General features: G+C 71.2%; 17 protein-coding genes. 6 read left to right on the top strand and 11 right to left on the bottom strand.

Annotated features, from left to right (window positions below):
- Nucleotides 1-4 precede the first annotated feature (4 nt).
- Complete coding sequence (locus AB0898_RS23110) at nt 5-364, bottom strand: NADH-quinone oxidoreductase subunit A (RefSeq protein ID WP_018543830.1); 360 nt, start codon at nt 362-364, stop codon at nt 5-7.
- A gap of 717 nt (nt 365-1,081) precedes the next feature.
- Between AB0898_RS23110 and AB0898_RS23105 the strand changes: the two genes are divergently transcribed.
- Both AB0898_RS23105 and def read left to right on the top strand, forming a co-directional pair.
- On the top strand, nt 1,082-1,909 hold the full coding sequence (locus AB0898_RS23105; protein WP_366804863.1) for a C40 family peptidase: 828 nt from the start codon (nt 1,082-1,084) through the stop codon (nt 1,907-1,909).
- A 123-nt stretch (nt 1,910-2,032) separates the two neighbouring features.
- Nucleotides 2,033-2,689, top strand: coding sequence for a peptide deformylase (gene def, locus AB0898_RS23100; protein WP_366804862.1), 657 nt, complete (start codon nt 2,033-2,035; stop codon nt 2,687-2,689).
- Here def and AB0898_RS23095 read toward each other — a convergent pair.
- Nucleotides 2,655-3,989: a geranylgeranyl reductase family protein gene (locus AB0898_RS23095; protein ID WP_366804861.1), complete on the bottom strand. Its 1,335-nt coding sequence runs from the start codon at nt 3,987-3,989 to the stop codon at nt 2,655-2,657. The genes def and AB0898_RS23095 overlap by 35 nt on opposite strands.
- A gap of 47 nt (nt 3,990-4,036) precedes the next feature.
- Here AB0898_RS23095 and AB0898_RS23090 point away from each other — a divergent pair, with 47 nt between their 5' ends.
- Both AB0898_RS23090 and AB0898_RS23085 read left to right on the top strand, forming a co-directional pair.
- The gene (locus AB0898_RS23090; RefSeq protein ID WP_366804860.1) at nt 4,037-4,543 is read left to right on the top strand and encodes a GNAT family N-acetyltransferase; all 507 of its coding nucleotides are present in this window, start codon (nt 4,037-4,039) and stop codon (nt 4,541-4,543) included.
- Nucleotides 4,544-4,716: 173 nt separating this feature from the next.
- Nucleotides 4,717-5,025 carry a PASTA domain-containing protein gene (locus AB0898_RS23085; RefSeq protein WP_161181934.1) on the top strand — a complete coding sequence of 103 codons (309 nt, stop codon included), beginning with the start codon at nt 4,717-4,719 and terminating at the stop codon, nt 5,023-5,025.
- Between the two features lie 142 nt (nt 5,026-5,167).
- Here the strand turns inward: AB0898_RS23085 and AB0898_RS23080 are convergent, their stop codons facing one another.
- From AB0898_RS23080 to AB0898_RS23045, 8 genes are all read right to left on the bottom strand, one after another.
- Complete coding sequence (locus AB0898_RS23080; protein ID WP_366804859.1) at nt 5,168-5,863, bottom strand: demethylmenaquinone methyltransferase; 696 nt, start codon at nt 5,861-5,863, stop codon at nt 5,168-5,170.
- 291 nt (nt 5,864-6,154) lie between these two features.
- Nucleotides 6,155-6,754 carry an imidazolonepropionase-like domain-containing protein gene (locus AB0898_RS23075; RefSeq protein ID WP_366804858.1) on the bottom strand — a complete coding sequence of 200 codons (600 nt, stop codon included), beginning with the start codon at nt 6,752-6,754 and terminating at the stop codon, nt 6,155-6,157.
- A 7-nt stretch (nt 6,755-6,761) separates the two neighbouring features.
- Complete coding sequence (gene mqnC / locus AB0898_RS23070; protein WP_366804857.1) at nt 6,762-7,976, bottom strand: cyclic dehypoxanthinyl futalosine synthase; 1,215 nt, start codon at nt 7,974-7,976, stop codon at nt 6,762-6,764.
- 107 nt (nt 7,977-8,083) lie between these two features.
- On the bottom strand, nt 8,084-8,215 hold the full coding sequence (locus tag AB0898_RS23065) for a hypothetical protein (RefSeq protein ID WP_366804856.1): 132 nt from the start codon (nt 8,213-8,215) through the stop codon (nt 8,084-8,086).
- A gap of 34 nt (nt 8,216-8,249) precedes the next feature.
- Complete coding sequence (locus AB0898_RS23060; RefSeq protein WP_366804855.1) at nt 8,250-8,681, bottom strand: hypothetical protein; 432 nt, start codon at nt 8,679-8,681, stop codon at nt 8,250-8,252.
- Nucleotides 8,682-8,879: 198 nt separating this feature from the next.
- Nucleotides 8,880-9,599 (bottom strand): A24 family peptidase, encoded by a 720-nt coding sequence (locus AB0898_RS23055; RefSeq protein WP_366804854.1) that lies wholly within the window; start codon nt 9,597-9,599, stop codon nt 8,880-8,882.
- A complete protein-coding gene (locus tag AB0898_RS23050; protein ID WP_366804853.1) occupies nt 9,599-11,407 on the bottom strand; it encodes a protein kinase domain-containing protein in 1,809 nt (602 codons plus the stop codon). The genes AB0898_RS23055 and AB0898_RS23050 overlap by 1 nt, the downstream gene beginning before the upstream one ends.
- 71 nt (nt 11,408-11,478) lie before the next feature.
- Entirely contained in the window at nt 11,479-12,327 is an 849-nt protein-coding gene (locus AB0898_RS23045) for a menaquinone biosynthesis protein (protein ID WP_366804852.1), read from the bottom strand.
- A 286-nt stretch (nt 12,328-12,613) separates the two neighbouring features.
- Here AB0898_RS23045 and AB0898_RS23040 point away from each other — a divergent pair, with 286 nt between their 5' ends.
- Nucleotides 12,614-12,817, top strand: coding sequence for a cold-shock protein (locus AB0898_RS23040; protein ID WP_018543814.1), 204 nt, complete (start codon nt 12,614-12,616; stop codon nt 12,815-12,817).
- Nucleotides 12,818-13,128: 311 nt separating this feature from the next.
- On the top strand, nt 13,129-13,785 hold the full coding sequence (locus AB0898_RS23035; protein ID WP_366804851.1) for a class I SAM-dependent methyltransferase: 657 nt from the start codon (nt 13,129-13,131) through the stop codon (nt 13,783-13,785).
- Nucleotides 13,786-13,998: 213 nt separating this feature from the next.
- Here the strand turns inward: AB0898_RS23035 and AB0898_RS23030 are convergent, their stop codons facing one another.
- Nucleotides 13,999-15,963 (bottom strand): AMP-binding protein, encoded by a 1,965-nt coding sequence (locus AB0898_RS23030; RefSeq protein ID WP_366804850.1) that lies wholly within the window; start codon nt 15,961-15,963, stop codon nt 13,999-14,001.
- Nucleotides 15,964-16,197: the final 234 nt, after the last annotated feature.

The raw sequence follows: 16,197 nt of genomic DNA, 5'->3' as shown, positions 1-16,197 counted from the left end.
CCCCTCAGTCCCATTCCAGGCCGCCGCGCCGCCATACGTACGCGTACGCGACGAAGACGGTGAGCACGAAGAGCAGCATCTCCACGAGCCCGAAGACCCCGAGCGCGTCGAAGGTGACGGCCCAGGGGTAGAGGAAGACGATCTCGATGTCGAAGACGATGAAGAGCATCGCCGTCAGGTAGTACTTGATGGGGAAGCGCCCGCCGCCGGCCGGCGTGGGGGTCGGCTCGATGCCGCACTCGTAGGCTTCCAGCTTCGCGCGGTTGTAGCGCTTCGGGCCGATCAGCGCGGCCATGATCACGGAGAAGATCGCAAAGCCTGCCCCGAGGGCTCCCAGTACGAGGATGGGCGCATACGCGTTCACCGCTCCTCGCTCCTCTCAGTCGGCATTGACTGGTGGCGGTTCGATGGTTCGGGGGCTCACTTCCGCCGCACGCGTCCCATGAACCCCACCTGTCCCGGCGAAGATCGAGAACATGTGAAGCAGGTCACAAGCCCAACTGCTCCGCATCTTATGCCCGCCGCTCTGTGATCTGCGACACGGGGTATTGCACTACCTTTGTGATCTCCACCACCTGACGAAGGATCATGAAGTCGGATGATGGGTGATCTTCGCACGCGAAGCGTTCAGTTGATCACCAGAAGTGACAATCTCGCCTGTTACCGCAGGTCCGAGGGGGCGTCTCCATATCAAGAGAGTTCCCGTACATGCAAATTGGTGCTGGACGGGACGGGGTGCTAGGAGTCCGCGTTCACACGTCGGAGGGAAGTGGGAGGCGCCGGGTGGACGCGAGGGAGTGCGTGCACGCGTTCACGAGCCCGGTTTCGTGACGTCCGTCACGCCGGTAGTGATCATTCCGTAACCGGGCTTGGCCAACTACCCCAACCGATGGTAGGCCGGGGGCAATTCGGGCGTAATGATCAAAGACCGTGATCAACGGGCCTATGACAGGCGCCCGCAATGTCCGTTACGGCGTCAATAAAGAGTGACGCGAAAGGTTTTCGGGGCCGCCGTTGAACAATTGTGGCGCAGCACACGTTTCTTGAAGATATGAAGGAGCCCCTGGTACCGGTTGTTCCCATGTCCCACACCGCTCACATACGCAGCCACCGGAAGCCCCGCCGCAGCGCGTCGTCCATCGCCGTGCGCTCCGGTGCCGCCGTCGGCGTCCTCAGCACCCTGGCGGTCGCAGGAGCGGCCGGCTACGCGAACGCGGCCGACGCCGCGCCCGCGACGCAGACTCTCGAACTCCCCACCCTGACGGCCGACGTGGCCTCCCAGGTCGCCCAGTCCGCCGACGCCACCCAGCAGGCGGCCGCCAACTACGAGCTGCAGGCCGAGCGTGACGCGGCCGCGGCCAGCGCCGCCAAGCAGGCCAAGGCGGACCTCGCCGACGCCAAGCAGCAGGCCGAGGCCAAGAAGAAGGCGCAGCAGGAGGCCCGCAAGGAGGCCGCCGCCCGCGCCACCCGCAACGCCGAGCGCACGGTGCTCACCGCGTCCGCCGCCGGCAGCAGCGCCGACGCGAGCACCATCACCGGCTCGTCCTCGGCGACGGGTTCGGCCGCCGCGATCGTCAGCTTCGTGAAGTCGCAGGTCGGCAAGGCGTATGTGTCCGGCGCCACCGGTCCCTCGGCCTACGACTGCTCGGGCCTCGTGCAGACCGCCTTCAAGCAGGTCGGCGTCAGCCTGCCCCGCGTCTCCCAGGACCAGTCCACCGCGGGCACCCAGGTCTCCCTGAGCAACCTCCAGCCCGGCGACATCCTCTACTGGGGCAGCGCGGGCAGCGCGTACCACGTGGCGGTCTACGTCGGCGACGGCATGTTCGTCGGCGCCCAGAACCCCTCCACGGGCGTCGCGGAGAAGCCCCTCTCCTACGACCCGCCCACCGGCGCCGTCCGGGTCCTCTGACCCCACCGGCACGTTTTCACGCAGGGCCGCTGCCACGCGGGGGGCAGCGGCCTTCGTGCGTCCCTGGCATGCTCGGGGCCCCGGCCGCCGTCCGGTGGCCGTCCACCGAGCGAAGGAGACGCGATGCCACGCGTGTTCGTCCGGGGAGTCCCCGCCGGCCACTTCCCCCGCCACGCCCCCGAGGCGGCGCGCGGGATGGTCCGCCGGGTCACCGAGACCGGCGAGGAGGTCCTGCACAGGCCGTGCCGGGACGTCACGGAGTTCGGGCCCGACCTCGCCGCGCTGATCGACGACATGTTCCTCACCATGTACGTCGCCGAGGGAGCGGGTCTCGCCGCCAACCAAGTCGGCGTGGATCTGCGGCTGTTCGTCTACGACTGCCCCGACGACGACGGGGTCCGGCACGTCGGGCACGTCGTCAACCCGGTGCTGGAGGAGTCACGGGCCGGACGGGGCCTCGTCGAGGACGTCGAGGGGTGCCTGTCCGTGCCGGGAGCGGTGATGGACGTGCCGAGGCCCGAACGGGCCGTCGTACGGGGGCAGGACAAAGACGGCGCCCCCGTCCTGATCGAGGGCACCGGGTACTTCGCGCGCTGTCTGGTCCACGAGACCGATCACACGCGCGGGTTGACGTATCTCGACCGGCTCTCCCGGCGCGAGCGGAAGGACGCGTTGCGGCAGGCCGCGGCCCGGCGGGACGAGGTCGTCGCGCGCCGGGCCGTGCGCGAAGCCGAGCTGGGGGGCGTCAGGCGCTCGGGGCCACCTTCGTCAGGCCGTTGATGACGCGGTCCATGACGTCGCCGCCCGTGGGGTCGGTGAGGTTGGCCAGGAGCTTGAGGACGAACTTCATCAGCATCGGGTGGGTCAGACCGCGCTGCGCGCCAATCTGCATGATCTTGGGGTTGCCGATGAGCTTCACGAAACCGCGGCCCAGCGTGTAGTAGCCGCCGTAGGTGTCCTTGAGGATCTGCGGGTAGCGCTGGAGGGCGATCTCGCGCTGGGCCGGGGTCGCCCGGGCCTGGGCCTGGACGATGACGTCGGCGGCGAGCTGGCCGGACTCCATGGCGTAGGCGATGCCCTCGCCGTTGAAGGGGTTCACCAGGCCGCCGGCGTCGCCGACCAGCAGCAGACCGCGCGTGTAGTGCGGCTTGCGGTTGAAGGCCATGGGCAGCGCCGCGCCCCGGATGGGCCCGGTCATGTTCTCCGGGGTGTAGCCCCAGTCCTCCGGCATGGACGCGCACCACGCCTTCAGCACCTCGCGCCAGTCCAGCTCCTTGAAGGACTCCGAGGTGTTCAGCACCCCGAGACCCACGTTGGACGTGCCGTCGCCCATGCCGAAGATCCAGCCGTAGCCCGGCAGCAGCCGGTCCTGCGCGCCCCGGCGGTCCCACAGCTCCAGCCAGGACTCCAGGTAGTCGTCCTCGTGGCGCGGCGAGTTGAAGTACGTCCGCACCGCCACGCCCATCGGACGGTCCTCCCGGCGGTGCAGCCCCATCGCGACCGACAGCCGCGTGGAGTTGCCGTCGGCGGCCACGACGAGCGGCGCGTGGAAGGTGACCTCGCGCTTCTCCTCGCCCAGCTTGGCCGTCACGCCCGTGATCCGGCCCGTACGGTCGTCCACGACCGGGCCGGTGACGTTGCAGCGCTCGTACAGCCGCGCGCCCGCCTTCTGCGCGTTGCGCGCGAGCTGCTCGTCGAAGTCGTCGCGTTTGCGGACCAGTCCGTAGTTCGGGTACGACGCGAGATCCGGCCAGTCGAGCTGCAGCCGGGAGCCGCCGCCGATGATGCGCAGACCCTTGTTGCGCAGCCAGCCGGCCTCCTCGGAGATGTCGATGCCCATGGCGACGAGCTGCTTCACCGCGCGCGGGGTGAGGCCGTCGCCGCACACCTTCTCGCGCGGGAACTCCGTCTTCTCCAGCAGGAGTACGTCGAGTCCGGCCCGGGCGAGGTGGTACGCGGTGGTGGCGCCGGCTGGGCCCGCGCCCACGACGATGACGTCGGCGGAGTGGTCGGAGAGGGGCTCGGTCACGGCGGGATCTCCCCAAGGTTCGGAATCTTCGTGCCGACCGGCACTGGACATGGGCAGTCTATTCAGCAGAATTGATCAACCGGCTGAAGGGCTGATCCGTGAACCGAACTCACCCCGTGGTACGGCTGCGTGTGCCCACCGACGAGGACGCCTTCGTCTGGCACCGGGTGTTCGACGACCCCGACGTCATGGAGTTCCACGGGGGCCGCGCCGCCGAGCTGTCGGTGTACGAGGAGCTGACCGCGCGGCAGCGGCGGCACGACGCGGAGCTGGGGTTCTGTCTGTGGTCCGTGCTCGACTCCGCCGGGGAGGTCGTCGGGTTCACCGGGGCGCAGCCCTGGCCGCACGCCTGGGGGCCCGCCGGCGAGATCGAGATCGGCTGGCGGCTCGGGCGCGCCCACTGGGGGCGGGGGTACGCGACGGCTGCCGCCGAGGCCACGCTGGAACGGTTGCGCTCCGCGGGTGTGGCGGGGGTGGTCGCGATGGTCGACTCGGAGAACGCGCGGTCCATCGCGGTGGCGGAGCGGCTGGGGATGCGGGTCGTGGAAACCTTCACCACTCCGGCGTCCGAGCGGCAGGGGCGTTGTTATCGGCTTGCGCTGTGAGCGGTGCGTGGTGCGCGGTGCGCTGTGAGCGGTGCGTGGTGAGCGGCACCGTTACTTAAAGTAACTGATTGTTACAGAAAGACACTTGTCGCTTCCGGGCGCCCCCTGGCGGAGTTACCCTTCCAGTACCGCTGGGGGTGACATCTGTGCACATACCACCCAAAACATCCGAGGTGCGTGTCCCTCGTCTGGTCGGGCTGATGGCCGTGGACGCGCGGGAGACGGCCAGAGCGCGGGGGCTGTTCCTCAACGCCCCCGACCGGCCCGACTTCGCCCGCACCGTCGTCGACTACGTCGTACGGCAGTACCCGGCGCCCGGGGCCGAGGTGCCGCCCGACTCCATGGTGTACGTCTGGTTCGACTTCGGGGAGGGCGAGGGGGGCGGGGGCGTGCGGGAGCCCCGGCTGCCTCGGCCTCCGGCGGGTGGGATGCAGCGGGAGTTGGGGGAGCCGGGGGATGCGTTCGAGGTGGTGGGGGGCTGAGGGGGGCGGCCTGGGTGCGGGTCGCGGTCGAGGGGCTGAGGTGCGTTGCCCTGTGCGGGCCGCATTCGACGGGCCGAGGTGCGTTGCCCTGTGCGGGCCGCATTCGACGGGCCGAGGTGCGTTGCCCTGTGCGGGCTCGCTCTCAGGCCTCCTTGAAGCCCCTGTGCAGCGCCACCACTCCGCCCGTCAGGTTCCGCCACGCCACGCGCGACCAGCCCGCCTTGCGCAGCTTCTCCGCCAGCCCCGGCTGGTCGGGCCACGCCCTGATCGACTCCGCCAGATACACGTACGCGTCCGGGTTCGACGACACCGAGCGGGCCACCGGGGGGAGCGCGCGCATCAGGTACTCCGTGTACACCGTCCGGAACGGCGCCCACGTCGGGTGCGAGAACTCGCAGATCACCACGCGGCCGCCGGGCTTGGTCACGCGGTACATCTCGCGCAGCGCGGCGTCCGTGTCCTGCACGTTGCGCAGGCCGAAGCTGATCGTGACGGCGTCGAAGGTGTCGTCCTTGAACGGCAGCTTCGTGGCGTCGCCCGCCGTGAACGGGAGCCAGGGGTTCTTCTGCTTGCCCACCCGGAGCATGCCCAGGGAGAAGTCGCAGGGGACGACGTAGGCGCCCGTCTGCGCGAAGGGGAGCGAGGAGGTCGCCGTGCCGGCCGCGAGGTCCAGGATCTTCTGCGCGGGGCGCGCGTCCACCGCTCTCGCCACCTCCTTGCGCCAGCGGCGGTCCTGGCCGAGTGACAGCACGTCGTTCGTCAGGTCGTACCGTTCCGCCACGTCGTCGAACATCGAGGCGACTTCGTGCGGCTGCTTGTTCAGGGAGGCGCGGGTCACCTGGTCATTGTTGCAGCCCCTGCGGGGCTTTGTGCGGTGTGGGCCTGGCGGGGGCGTCGTTCGTCCTTCGGCCGTCGTCGGTTCCGTCGCGGCCTCGTGCGTCGTGGGGCGGGGACGCGGCGGGGGGTGTCCGTCCTCGGTCCGGCGGGCTGCGTACCGAGGAGCACAACGTGTTTTCGCCGGCCGCTGCGGGCGGACACCCCCCGCCGCGTCCCCTCCTCGCCGTCTGCGGCCGGCCGGTGCGTCGGGGCCTGCGTCTGCCACCTCCGCCGTCGGGCGCCAACCGTCGTGTCAGCGGCGGCGGTAGAGGAGGCGGCCCGCCAGCACCGTTGCCACGCAGGTCGCCGCGCCCTGGTCCACCAGGGCTGCTCGGTTCTCTACGTCGAACACCGCGAATCGGGCCGGGGCGCCCTCGGTGAGGGGTGGGAGGAGGATCAGGGGGCGGGGGGAGAGGGATGGGGGGCCGGGGAGGCGGGGTGGGCGTTGGCCTACTGCCAGGCCCGCTCTGCGTACGGCGTCTGCCGCCGCTCTTGAGCGGAGTTCGCCCGCTACTGCCACCGTGCCGTGGGCCAGCATGCGTTGGACGCCTCTGCGGGCGCTGGCGCCCAGGCGGGCAGGGTCGGTCTGGAAGAGCCTCTGCGCGCGTTCTCCCGTGATCGGGGCCGTGCCCAGGTCGGCCGCTTCCCTGGGGTCCGGGTGGTACGTGGACTCCAGGAGTTCCGGGGCGTACGGGTCCAGGAGGCCCGGGGTGAGGATGCCGGGCCAGCGCCGCACCCTGGCGTCGGGTGCGGCGGTGGTCAGGTTCTCGTACGGGGCTACGGCCACGATGGTCGCGCCGTCGATCAGGACCGCCGTCTCCGGGGAGTGGTCGGCGGTGTGAAGTGTCAGCATCGGGCGCCTAGTTGGTGGCGATCAGCTTCAGCTCGGGGTGGGCCGTGCCGCCCTCGATCGCCGTCGAGGAGATGTGGGAGACCACGCGGTCGTCGACCGGGTCGTTCGCCGGGTCGTCGTGGACCACGAGGTGCTCGTAGGTCGTGGCGCGCTGGGCGGGGGTGCGGCCTGCCTTGCGGATCAGGTCGATGATCTCCAGGCGGTTGGAGCGGTGCTTGGCACCGGCCGAGGAGACGACGTTCTCCTCCAGCATGATCGAGCCGAGGTCGTCCGCGCCGTAGTGCAGGGAGAGCTGGCCGACCTCCTTGCCGGTGGTGAGCCACGAGCCCTGGATGTGCTGGACGTTGTCCAGGAACAGGCGGGCGATGGCGATCATGCGGAGGTACTCGAAGAGGGTCGCCTGGGTGCGGCCCTTCAGGTGGTTGTTCTCCGGCTGGTAGGTGTACGGGATGAAGGCGCGGAAGCCGCCCGTACGGTCCTGCACGTCGCGGATCATGCGCAGGTGCTCGATGCGCTCGGCGTTGGTCTCGCCGGTACCCATCAGCATGGTGGACGTCGATTCCACGCCCAGCTTGTGGGCCGTCTCCATGATCTCCAGCCAGCGTTCGCCGCTCTCCTTGAGGGGGGCGATGGCCTTGCGGGGGCGGGCGGGGAGCAGCTCGGCTCCGGCGCCGGCGAAGGAGTCCAGGCCCGCCTGGTGGATGCGGGTGATCGCTTCTTCGACCGAGACCTTGGAGATACGGGCCATGTGCTCGACCTCGGACGCGCCGAGGGAGTGGATGACCAGCTGCGGGAAGTCCTTCTTGATGGCGCTGAAGTGCTTCTCGTAGTACTCGACGCCGTAGTCCGGGTGGTGGCCGCCCTGGAACATGATCTGGGTGCCGCCCAGCTCGACCGTCTCCGCGCAGCGGCGCAGGATGTCGTCGAGGTCGCGCGTCCAGCCCTTCTTGGTGTCCTTCGGGGCCGCGTAGAAGGCGCAGAACTTGCACGCCGTGGCGCACACGTTCGTGTAGTTGATGTTCCGCTCGATGATGTACGTCGCGATGTGCTCGATGCCCGCGTACTTGCGGCGGCGTACGGCGTCGGCGGCGGCGCCCAGCGCGTGCAGGGGGGCGTCGCGGTACAGGACGAGCGCTTCCTCGGGCGTAATACGTCCGCCCGCTGCCGCTCGGTCCAGCACGGCTGCGACATCCAAAGAAGCGAGTTCGGCCTTCTCGGTCACCGGGCGTCCCTTTCGTCAAGGGTTGTGGACGGACTTCGTCAGCCTACGCCAGCGAAAGGTCTTGCCCGACTTCAGGCGGAAGCCGGGAACACGCGCAAACACCTTTCTCACTCCCGGTTCCCGTCCCGGCGATCGTTGCCGCCGCGCTGCCCGCGACTGGTGATGTACGCAGCGATGATCGTCGCCGCGGCCGTGATCAGCGTCTCGATGATGGCCTCCACCCCCGCCGTTCCCTTCATCCTGGAGTCCTCGTCGCATGGAATTCCGGCTGCTTCACGCCTGGAGCTCGTCCGCCGCCTCCAAGCGCAGTTCGTGGAGCAGGCGCCCGCTGGGGACGTGGACGTAGCAACGCCAGGCATTCACCTCCGTGTGAATCTGCGCCTTCAGCGCAGGAGAGGGCTGCGGGAACGCGCGCCCGTCCGAGAGCTCGACCCAGCCGTCGGGGCTGATTCGCGCCTCATGGGTGCGCCTGAGCCTCGACTGGTGATACCGGAGCTTGTCGCCCGGGGCCACGAGTCCGGCTTCGATGAGGGGCATCAGACTCCCAGGACGCCGCGCGTCCTCCTGCGCCGCGACAGGTCCCTGGTTCATCAACAGCAGTCGGCGCAGTACGTCATTGGGCGTGTCGACCAAGGGCACGCTGCGGCTCTGCAGGTACGCGAAAACCTCGTCATCGACCTGGATCGTCCGCATGGGGTTGGACACCAGCACCTCCGCTTTGCCGCCTCTTCAATCTTTCCATCTGGGGACGCCTTGCGACTCCCAGAAAGAAAGAATGAATGGCGTTACTCCGCACGTCAAGTGATATGCATATCGTTTCGATAACGAAATGGAGAGCTTAACGGGTGAATCTCCGCACTGTCGGGCGTACTGGACGGCAGTCGGGGCCGGCAATCACCCCGCTCAAGCCACATATGCCCCAGCGAGCACCCCGAGGAACGTGCCTGCCAGGAGAAATGGCCCGAAGGGAATCGTCGACTTGCGGTCCGCTCTGCGGAGGACGACCAGGGTGAGGCCGTAGAGGGCGCCCAGGGTGAATGAGGCGAACGTGCCGAGTAGCAGGGTGGGCCAGCCGTACCAGGCGAGGGCGGCGCCGAGGGCCGGGGCCAGCTTCACGTCGCCGAAGCCCAGGCCGGAGGGGTTGAGGAGGTGGAGGGCGAGGTAGCCGGCGCCGAGGGCGAGGGCGCCGTAGAGGGCGGTGAGCCAGTGGCCCGCGTGTTCCGGGAGCAGGGCGGCCAGGGCCAGGAGGGTGAGGGTGGCGGCGGCCAGGGGGAGGGTCAGGGGGTCGGGGAGGCGGCGTACGCGCAGGTCGACCGCCGCCAGGAGTACGGCCGCGGGAGCCAGGAGGAGCCATACGGCCGCTTCGGGGCGGGTGCCGGCGGCCAGGGCCAGGGCCGCGCAGACCGCCGCCGTGAGCACAGAGAGCCGTATCGGCGTGGCTGGTGTGCATGTCGCGCAGGGGCGGGGGCCCAGCCAGCCCTTCAGCGCGTGGCCGTTCGGGCAGTGGGAGCGCCAGGGTTCGCCCTCGGGGACGGTGAAGCGGTACGCGGCCCGGGGGAGGACGGCGCCCGCGCAGGCGCCCCAGAGGGCGGCCAGCGCCACGGGGAACACGTCCTCCGTCATCAGTCCGCCCTCGACAGGTGGGCCACCGGGTTGCCCTCCGCCGAACTGTCCGACGTGTACGTCAGTTTGTCGCCGTCCAGAGTCAACTGCACCGGGTGCGGGGTGGGGTTGCAGCCCGCGTGGTTGCCTTCGGCGCCGGTGGAGGTGGTGATGAGCTTGGTCTTCGTCACCTGCTTCAGGGTGAGGATGTCCGTGCAGACCGCGCCGAGTTGGTCCGTCTGCCGCAGCCGGCCCAGCTCTCCGCCCACGGCTGCCTGATGGACCGTCAGGCGGAACGTGCCCATGGGGAGAGTGCCGTTCAGGCCGGTGGCCTCGCCTTCCCAGGTGCCCAGGTAGCGCTTCGGTACGGCTCCGGCGGGGTCGCTTCCCGTGCCGCTGGGCTTCGGGGGCTCGGCCGCGTTGCCCGGGGGTGGCGAGGAGGCGGGGTGGGTGGGGTCCGGTTTGGCGCCCGCCGCGTCGTGGCCCCCGCCGCCGCTCCAGGGACCCAGCAGCGAGCCCAGCCCCACGGACACCCCGACCAGCGCCGCCGCCACGGCCACCGCGACCGTACAGCTCACCCGGCGCCCCCGGCCGGACTCACCGGGTGCGGAGGCCGCCGCGACGCTCAGGGTGAGCCGGCCGGGAGGCGCCGGCGCCTGCGCGGACGGGCCGGGGGCGGTCTCCGGGAGGTACGGGGCGCCGGGGTCCGGGGGCCAGGCGGTGCCGGGTGCCGTGACGGGGTGGGGCGGGATGTCCGGTGCGGGGGGCCAGGGGGGCGTGCCGGAGCCGGCCGGGGGGCCGTGCGGCGGCGTCTTCTCCGCGCCCGGCGCGGACATGACCGGGGCGGGGCCGAACTCCCCCGCACCGGACGGCTGTTGTCCCGGACTCACGGCCGGGTTCGCGAACGGCACCGGACCCGAGGGCAGTTCGGCCGCGCCCTCCAGGTTCAGCAGGCTCACCGCGCTGCGGCTCACCTGTTCCAGCAAGGGAGTCGGCAGCCAGCCCGAGGTCATCAGCGCCGCCGCGCCCCCGGGTGCCAGGCGGCGGGCGACCTCGGCCGGGGCGGGACGGGACGCGGGGTCCTTGGCCAGACAGACGGCCACCAGGTCGCGCAAGTCACCGGGCAGGCCGTCCAGTTGGGGTTCCTCGTGGACGACCTTGTACAGCAGCACCGCCGAGGAGTCCCCGGAGAAGGGCGGCCGGCCGGTCGCCGCGTACGCGAGGACCGCGCCGAGGGAGAAGACGTCGGCCGCTCCGGTGACCCGGGCGCCGAGGATCTGCTCGGGCGACATGTAGCCGGGCGAGCCGATGGAGGCGCCGGTGGAGGTGAGGGAGGCGGTGCCGTCCGTGGCGCGGGCGATGCCGAAGTCGATGAGAAGGGGGCCGTCGAGCGTCAGGAGGATGTTGGACGGCTTGACGTCGCGGTGGACGAGATCCAGCGCGTGGACGGCGGCCAGCGCCTCCGCCAGGCCCGCGCCCAGCGCCCGTACCGTCGGCCCCGGCAGCGGGCCCCGCTCGGTGACGGCGGCGGCGAGGGACGGCCCCGCCACATAGGCCGTCGCCACCCACGGGACCGGAGCGTCCGGGCCGGCGTCCAGGACGGGGGCCGTCCAGGCGCCCCCGACCCGGCGCGCGGCCGCGACCTCGCGCCGGAACCGGGCCCGGAACTCCTCGTCCAGCGCGTAGTGCGGGTGCACGATCTTGACGGCGACCGTACGGCCGCCCGCGCTGCGGCCGAGATAGACCCGGCCCATCCCCCCGGAACCAAGCCGGCCCAGCAGCCGGTAGGGCCCGACGACGGCCGGTTCGTCCGCTTCGAGCGGCTGCATGGCGTCCCCTCCCCCGAAGGCACGCCCGGACCCCCGTGGGCCCGGTACGCCTACCGCCCGCAGCGTAGTGATTACGGGCGGAGCAGATCCACCTTCACATCGGGGGCGAAGCCGGTCGTCGGGCCGACGCGGCTCGCGAACTCGGTGACCGCGGCGAGCTGCGGGGCGCCGAAGCTGAAGTCGAGGGTGGTGAAGTACTGCTCCAGGGTCGCCTCGTCGAACGCCTCCCAGCGGGCGGCCTGTTCGGCGACCTTGCCGACCTCCTCCAGGGAGAGGTTGCGGGAGGCGAGGAACGCCTCGTGCACCTGGCGGGTGATCTCCGGCTCGCGCTCGGCGTAGTCGCGCCGGGCCGCCCACACCGCGAAGACGAACGGCAGGCCGGTCCACTCCTTCCACAGCGCGCCCAGGTCGTGCACCTCAAGGCCGTAGCGGGGGCCGTCGAGGAGGTTGGCGCGCAGGGCCGCGTCGCCGATGAGGACGGCGGCGTCCGCCTCCTGCATCATCAGGCTCAGGTCGGGCGGGCACGTGTAGTAGTCCGGGTTCACGCCGTACCGCTCGGCCAGCAGCAGCTGGGCCAGGCGGACCGAGGTGCGCGAGGTCGAACCGAGGGCGACACGCGCGCCGTCCAGCCGGTCGAGGGGGACCTGCGAGACGATCACGCAGGACATCACGGGGCCGTCGCAGCCCACGGCGATGTCCGGGAAGGCGACCAGGTCGCCCGCGTTGCGCAGGAACTCGACGAGGGTGATCGGACCGATGTCGAGGTCGCCGCGTACCAGCTGCTCGCTGAGCTTCTCCGGGGTGTCCTTGGTGAGCTCGAAGTCGAGGAGCGTGCCGGTTCTCGCGAGCCCCCAGTACAGGGGCAGGCAGTTCAGGAACTGGATGTGGCCGACGCGCGGCCGGGTGCGAGAATTGTCCACATCGCGAGACTAGACCCCGTGCGGCGGTGGTCCTGGACCGGCCCGGCGTCAGCGCGTCCGTCCGAGGGTTCAAACATTCGGGTGACGTGATCTTGACCTCTATTGCATTCGGCGGCCTGCGTGCTAGGCTCGCCGCAAGTTGCAGTTTGGTTTCCCTTGCAGTACAGAGCCTGCGGAGCATGTGACCGCGGGCTCTCGTCGTTTTCAGACGAATGCAGTCGTGCAGCATCGTTTCGCACTTGCAGGTTCTGGAGCAGGGCAACCCTTTTGAGCCCAAGGAGGGCTTATGGCTACCGGAACCGTGAAGTGGTTCAACGCCGAAAAGGGCTTTGGCTTCATCGCCCAGGAGGGCGGCGGCCCCGACGTCTTCGTTCACTACTCCGCGATCAACGCCAACGGTTTCCGTTCGCTCGAGGAGAACCAGCAGGTGACCTTCGACGTGACGCAGGGCCCGAAGGGCCCGCAGGCGGAGAACGTCTCCCCCGTCTGATCACTGCCTGATCGCAGAACCTGAGTGCAGTACCCAAGGAGCCCCGTGCCTTCCGGCAACGGGGCTCCTGCCTTTCCCGGGGGCGCCCCGGTGAATTCCCGGTGAATTCACCGCCCCTCCGCATTCCCGGGCGCGCCCGGCGCACGGATTCCGCGCGCGGATTCCGCCCCGGCCGCCCTGGAGCGCCCCTCACTCCTTCGGACGCGTGCAGCCGGGGGAATCGGCCGGCATTCCGGGCGTGCCGCGGCCGTGGCCGAATCCCCTCCGCCGCCCCTGCGGCGCGACGCGTTCACCCCGTAGGGTCCCTCCGCATGACCGACTCCCCCGGCGCTCCCGGCTTCCTCACCGCCACCCGTGCGTTCTACGACGCGATCGCCGAGGACTACGCCGCCGGCTTCCGGGGCTCCTACGCCGCCAGGCCGCTCGACCGGGCGCTGCTGCGCGCGTACGCCGAGCTGGTGGGACCCGGGCGGCCCGTGGCGGACCTCGGCTGCGGGCCCGGCGAGGTCACCGGGCTCCTCGCCGCCCTCGGGCTCGACGTGTACGGGCTCGACCTCTCCCCCGCCATGGTGGAGATCGCCCGCCGCGAGAACCCGGGGCTGCGCTTCGAACAGGGCTCCATGCTGGAGCTCCCGCTGCCGGACGGCGCGCTGGCGGGGGTCGTCTCCTGGTACTCCAGCATCCACACCCCGGCGGACCGGCTCCCCGCCCTCTTCCGCGAGTACCGCCGGGTCCTGGCCCCGGGCGGCCACCTCCTGCTCGCCTTCCAGGCCGGCGACCGCCCCCGCCGCCACGACCAGCCCTGGGGCCACCCCGTCACCCTCGACTTCCAGCGCCGCGACCCCGACCACATGGCGACACTGCTCACCGACGCCGACTTCACCCTCGTCTCCCGCACGATCCGCGAACCCGACGAGAACCTGGGAGAGCCGGTGGCCCAGGCCTTCCTGTTCGCCAGGGCACGGTGAGGGGGCTGCGGGAGGGTGACCGGGGCCGCGGGGCGGCGCTTCGGGCTACCGCCCGGCGACCGGAGCTGCCGCCCAGCGCCTCCGGCGGTCCAGGCCACGGATCGATGGCCCGGGGCGCGGCACGATGCTCTGGCCAACGGCCCGGCGAGCCTGCTCATGGCCCGGCGGCCCGACCCGCCACTCACCGCCCCGGCCCCCACCCGGCGCCCCCGGCTACGGCCCCGTCATCCGCCCCGCCCCCGCGTACAGCCCCTCCACCTCGTCCGCGAAATCCCGCAGGATGCGGGCCCGGCGGAGTTTCATCGACGGGGTGAGGTGGCCGGTGCGTTCGGTGAAGTCGGTGGGGAGGACGGTGAAGCGGCGGATGGATTCGGGGCGGGAGACGAGCTGGTTGGCCTGGTCGACGGCGTCCTGGAGGACGGCGGCCAACTGGGGGTCGTTGAGGAGGAGTTCGGCCGGTACGGGGTGTTTGCCGTTCATCTGGCGCCAGTGGTCGAGCCCGTCGGGGTCCAGGGTGAGCAGGGCGCCGATGTAGGGGCGGCCGTCGCCGACGAGGAGGCAGTGGGAGATCAGCGGGTGCTGGCGCAGCCAGTTCTCCAGCGGGGCCGGGGCGACCGACTTGCCGCCCGCGGTGATCAGCAGCTCCTTCTTGCGCCCGGTGATGGTGAGGTAGCCGTCGTCGTCCAGCTCGCCCAGGTCGCCGGTGGCCAGCCAGCCGTCGCGGGTGGCGGGGACGACGCCGCCCGCGTTCATGTCCCAGTAGCCGCGCAGCACATGGTCCCCGGCGATCAGGATCTCGCCGTCGGCCGCGATCCTGATCCTGGTGCCGGGCAGCGGCCAGCCGACCGTGCCGATGCGGGGCCTGAGCGGCGGGGTGACCGTGGAGGCGCCGGTGGTCTCGGTGAGCCCGTACCCCTCGAAGATCTCGATGCCGGCGCCGGCGTAGAACGCGGCCAGGCGGCGGCCGAGCGGGGAGCCGCCGCAGATGGCGTAGCGGACCTTGCCGCCCATGGCGGCGCGCAGCTTGCGGTAGGCGAGCGGGTCGTAGAGGGAGCGGCTCGCCTTCAGGGAGGCGCCGGGGCCGCTTCCGGTGCCGCTGCGGCGGGCCTCCAGGGCCTCGCCGTAGCGGACGGCGGTGGCGGCGGCCCGGTCGAAGCCGGCGGCCTTGCCGGCCGTCTCGGCCTTGGCGCGGGCGGTGTTGTAGACCTTCTCCAGCATGTACGGGATGGTCAGCAGGCAGGTCGGCCGGAACGCGGCCAGGTCCGGCAGCAGATGCTCGGGCTTGAGGCTGGGCGCGTGGCCGAGCCGTACCCGGGCACGCACGCAGGCGATGGCCACCATGCGGCCGAAGACGTGGGACATCGGCAGGAACAGCAGCACCGACGCCTCCTCCCCGGTCGTCGCCTTGAAGACCGGGTGGAGGAGTTCGATGGCGTTGTCGACCTCGGCGAAGAAGTTGCCGTGCGAGAGGGCGCAGCCCTTGGGGCGCCCGGTGGTGCCGGAGGTGTAGATCAGGGTGGCGAGGGTGTCGGGGCCCAACATGCCCCGGCGTACGGCGACTTCGGCGTCCGCCACCCGCTCGCCGGCCTCGGCCAGCAGGTCCACGTGCCCGTCGTCGATCACCCACACGTGCCGCAGCCCGGGCAGCCGGTCCAGCTCGGGGGCCATCGCGGCGGCCTGCTCGCGGGTCTCGGTGATCAGGGCGACGGCGCCGCAGTCCCCGAGCATCCAACTGGTCTGGTACACCGAGGAGGTGGGGTAGACGGGCACGGTGACGAGCCCCGCGGCCCAGGCCGCGAAGTCCAGCAGCGTCCACTCGTACCGGGTGCGGGCCATCACCGCGATCCGGTCGCCCGGCGTCAGACCCTCCGAGATCAGCCCCTTGGCGACCGCGAGGACCTCGGCGGCGAACCGCTCGGCCGTCACGTCCTCCCACTCACCGTCCGCGCCCCGGCGGCTGATGACGATCGCGCCCGGGTCGGCCTCGGCGTTCTCGAACGGCAGGTCCGCGAGCGAGCCGTGCGTCACCGACGGCGCGAACGGCGGTACGGCCACCTCCCGCACCGCTCCGTCCAGCCGACGGATCTCGGGCTCCACCAGGACGGGCCGGCCGTCGTAGTCGAGGGCCGAGACCGGGGGTCCGGAGACGACGGGGGCGGTCGGGTACGGGGCGGTCACGGGCGGCTCCTCGGGCGTGCAGCGAGAACTGCTTGCTGCATGAGATACGCGCCTCGCACACCGAGGCGTTCACCGGCGGGCGGCCCTGGGTCCTGTCACCACCGGTCCGGCTGGCGATCGTACGAGGCCGCTGTGGCGGCACTGTGCGGATCGCGCGGTGTTCCGGAGCCGGGGCTGTGCAGTCTCGGGGATTTCGTGAGGGATGTTCTGCTTCCGCGTCCGGGGCGCCCCGAA

Source organism: Streptomyces sp. NPDC005435, from assembly GCF_040703155.1.
In the GTDB taxonomy this organism is placed as follows: Bacteria; Actinomycetota; Actinomycetes; order Streptomycetales; family Streptomycetaceae; genus Streptomyces.
Note: the sequence above shows the minus strand (reverse complement) of the source record. Positions and strands in the feature narration are given on the sequence as shown.

What these genes read in the sequence shown, in the direction of transcription:
- AB0898_RS23095 (WP_366804861.1), bottom strand. Translation starts at nt 3,989, where the DNA reads ATGTCCAGTGCCGGTCGGCACGAAGATTCCGAACCTTGGGGAGATCCC.
- AB0898_RS23040 (WP_018543814.1), top strand. Translation starts at nt 12,614, where the DNA reads ATGGCTACCGGAACCGTGAAGTGGTTCAACGCCGAAAAGGGCTTTGGC.
- AB0898_RS23050 (WP_366804853.1), bottom strand. Translation starts at nt 11,407, where the DNA reads ATGCAGCCGCTCGAAGCGGACGAACCGGCCGTCGTCGGGCCCTACCGG.
- AB0898_RS23055 (WP_366804854.1), bottom strand. Translation starts at nt 9,599, where the DNA reads ATGACGGAGGACGTGTTCCCCGTGGCGCTGGCCGCCCTCTGGGGCGCC.
- AB0898_RS23105 (WP_366804863.1), top strand. Translation starts at nt 1,082, where the DNA reads ATGTCCCACACCGCTCACATACGCAGCCACCGGAAGCCCCGCCGCAGC.
- AB0898_RS23035 (WP_366804851.1), top strand. Translation starts at nt 13,129, where the DNA reads ATGACCGACTCCCCCGGCGCTCCCGGCTTCCTCACCGCCACCCGTGCG.
- def (WP_366804862.1), top strand. Translation starts at nt 2,033, where the DNA reads ATGCCACGCGTGTTCGTCCGGGGAGTCCCCGCCGGCCACTTCCCCCGC.
- AB0898_RS23065 (WP_366804856.1), bottom strand. Translation starts at nt 8,215, where the DNA reads ATGAAGGGAACGGCGGGGGTGGAGGCCATCATCGAGACGCTGATCACG.
- AB0898_RS23075 (WP_366804858.1), bottom strand. Translation starts at nt 6,754, where the DNA reads ATGCTGACACTTCACACCGCCGACCACTCCCCGGAGACGGCGGTCCTG.